Source organism: uncultured Caballeronia sp. (assembly GCF_964243625.1).
Classification (GTDB): domain Bacteria; phylum Pseudomonadota; class Gammaproteobacteria; order Burkholderiales; family Burkholderiaceae; genus Caballeronia.
Window position 1 is genome coordinate 1 of record NZ_CAXTGZ010000813.1, and the last position, 2,240, is coordinate 2,240.

Sequence of the window (2,240 nt, forward strand, 5' to 3'; positions counted from 1 at the left end):
CTCAGTTTCCGCGGGATCGGGTGATGGTGCGCGTCAATGCAGCCGGTACCGAGTGGCACGAGGCCGATATTCATGCGGTGAAAGCGCTCGGAGTGCGTGACATCATGTTGCCGAAGTCGGAGGACCCGGACAAGATAGCAAGCGTGGCGCAACAGCTCGGCGATGCCGTATCGATTACAGCGTTGGTGGAATCGACCGCTGGAATCTGGTGCGCGCTCGATGTCGCGCGAGCGCCAAATGTGAGGCGTCTCGCCTTCGGCTCCATCGACTTCGCGTTGGACGCATGCGTCTCGTTGGATACGGACGCCCTCCTGTATGCCCGCTCGCGACTGGTACTGGCCTCCCGGATTGCCAATCTGCCGCAACCGGTCGATGGAGTGACTGCAGCGATCGACAACTCCGGCTTGCTCGAGCAGGAGACGCAAGCAGCCGGACGTATGGGTTTCGGCGGCAAGCTTTGTATTCATCCGCGGCAAATCGATATCGTGAACCGCGTTTTCCGGCCGTCGGACGAGGAGGTGGCTTGGGCGCGTGAGACGTTGGCCGCCGCCGGGCGCGCCGACGGTGCCGCCGTCAAGGTGAACGGCCAGATGATTGACCTGCCGATTATCAAACGCGCTGCCCGCATCGTCGCTTTGGCCGACCGGGTCACGGGCGTCCAAGAACCCTTTTTCCTTTCTGGAGAGTCACGCGATGACTGTTGATACCGAACTTAGGCTGTCTCTACCTCTGCCATACGCCCCGATCCGCGAAGGCCTGTTTCAGGTCGACCCACCAACGCTGCTCGGGTCGACCTGCGCTGTGTGTAGAACGAGCACATTTCCGGCGCGGGACTTTTGTCCGGGTTGCCTCGCCGATGGGCCGCGCCAGAACTGTCCGTTAGCGCGTCACGGCTCGGTTTTCACTTACACGGTGGTGTACCAGGCGCCAGGGGGCCGGCCGACACCGTACGTGCTCGGCTATGTCGACCTTGACGATAACGTTCGCGTGCTCGCGCAACTCGACGTTCCGGTAGACCGCGTCAGCATTGGCATGCGGGTGAGACTGGTGCTTCGTGAAGTGGGTAAATCTCACGGTGTTTCAGTGGTGGGCTATGCCTTTGCGCCGGATGCCGATTCAAAGGAGGTAAAGCAATGAGTTCAACGCATATCGCCGGTGTGGGTATGGTCCGTTTCGGCAAGTACGACGCCAACGTGACATTCGAGAAGCTTGCCGTAGGCGCGGCGAGAGTTGCCATGCAGGATGCCGGCGCTTCGCGCCAGCAAATCGAGGCTGTGTATGTCGGTCACGTTTTCGGCGGCCCGGTTGCGGGCCAGCGCGTGGCCACGGAGCTTGGTCTCGCCGGGTTGCCGGTGAGCAATCACGAGAACTACTGCGCAAGCGGCGCGACTGCGCTGCGCGAGGCCTGGATGGCAATTCGCGCGGGCCTTTATGACGTCGTGCTTGTCATCGGTGCAGAAAAGATGACCGACCGCGTGAAGGGCGGGGTGACACCGGACGCGTCGGATCTGGACGCCATGCAGGGGTTCGTCATGACCGCGGGACACGCGATGAGCGCGCGCCGGTACATGGTCGATCACGGTGCGACGCGCGAGCAGATCGCAATGGTTGCTGTGAAGAATCACAACCATTCGCAACACAATCCATTCGCGCAGTACCAGCGGCCTGTCTCGCTCGAGGAGGTGCTAGCGGCGCGGCCCGTGGCTGATCCGTTAGGCGTGCTCGACTGCAGCCCAATCAGCGACGGCGCAGCGGCGGCGGTGGTCTGCAGCGCGGCCGGATTGAAGCGGCTCGGCATCGATGGGCGTCGGCCGGAAGTGCTTGGCATCGGGTTGGTGAGCGGCACCTTGCGCACAGGGCTGTATGACCTCAACGAGGAGGACGTGTCAAAACGCGCCGGGGAACAGGTTTATGCAATGGCTAATATCGACCCGGCGGACATCGACTTCGTCGAGATGCACGATTGCTTCACGATCGCGGAAATTGTGCGAATGGAGGGGCTCGGGCTCATTCCACCTGGAGAAGGCGGCCGCTGGACCGAAAGCGGCCGGACCTCGCTGGGTGGCGAACTGCCGGTCAACCCGAGCGGTGGCCTGCTGTCGCGTGGACATCCAGTCGGCGCGACCGGCGTGGCGCAGGTGTGCGAGATGTACTGGCAACTCACCGGTCAGGCCGGCAAGCGCCAGGTCGACGACGCGAAGCTCGCATTGTCGTATTGCAAAGGCGGCACCGTTGCCGGG

The 2,240-nt window shown here is 62.8% G+C and carries 3 protein-coding genes; all 3 read left to right on the forward strand.

Going from position 1 to position 2,240, the window contains the following annotated elements:
- On the forward strand, positions 1-704 hold a 704-nt coding region (locus ACFFAR_RS31230; RefSeq protein ID WP_375509234.1), incomplete at its 5' end, for an HpcH/HpaI aldolase/citrate lyase family protein.
- Positions 694-1,137: an OB-fold domain-containing protein gene (locus ACFFAR_RS31235; protein WP_174364855.1), complete on the forward strand. Its 444-nt coding sequence runs from the start codon at positions 694-696 to the stop codon at positions 1,135-1,137. The genes ACFFAR_RS31230 and ACFFAR_RS31235, both read left to right, overlap by 11 nt.
- The coding region (locus tag ACFFAR_RS31240) for a thiolase family protein (protein ID WP_174364854.1) at positions 1,134-2,240 on the forward strand (1,107 nt) is incomplete at its 3' end. The genes ACFFAR_RS31235 and ACFFAR_RS31240, both read left to right, overlap by 4 nt.

Coding starts and splice junctions, on each gene's coding strand:
- ACFFAR_RS31235 (WP_174364855.1), top strand. CDS start 694: ATGACTGTTGATACCGAACTTAGGCTGTCTCTACCTCTGCCATACGCC.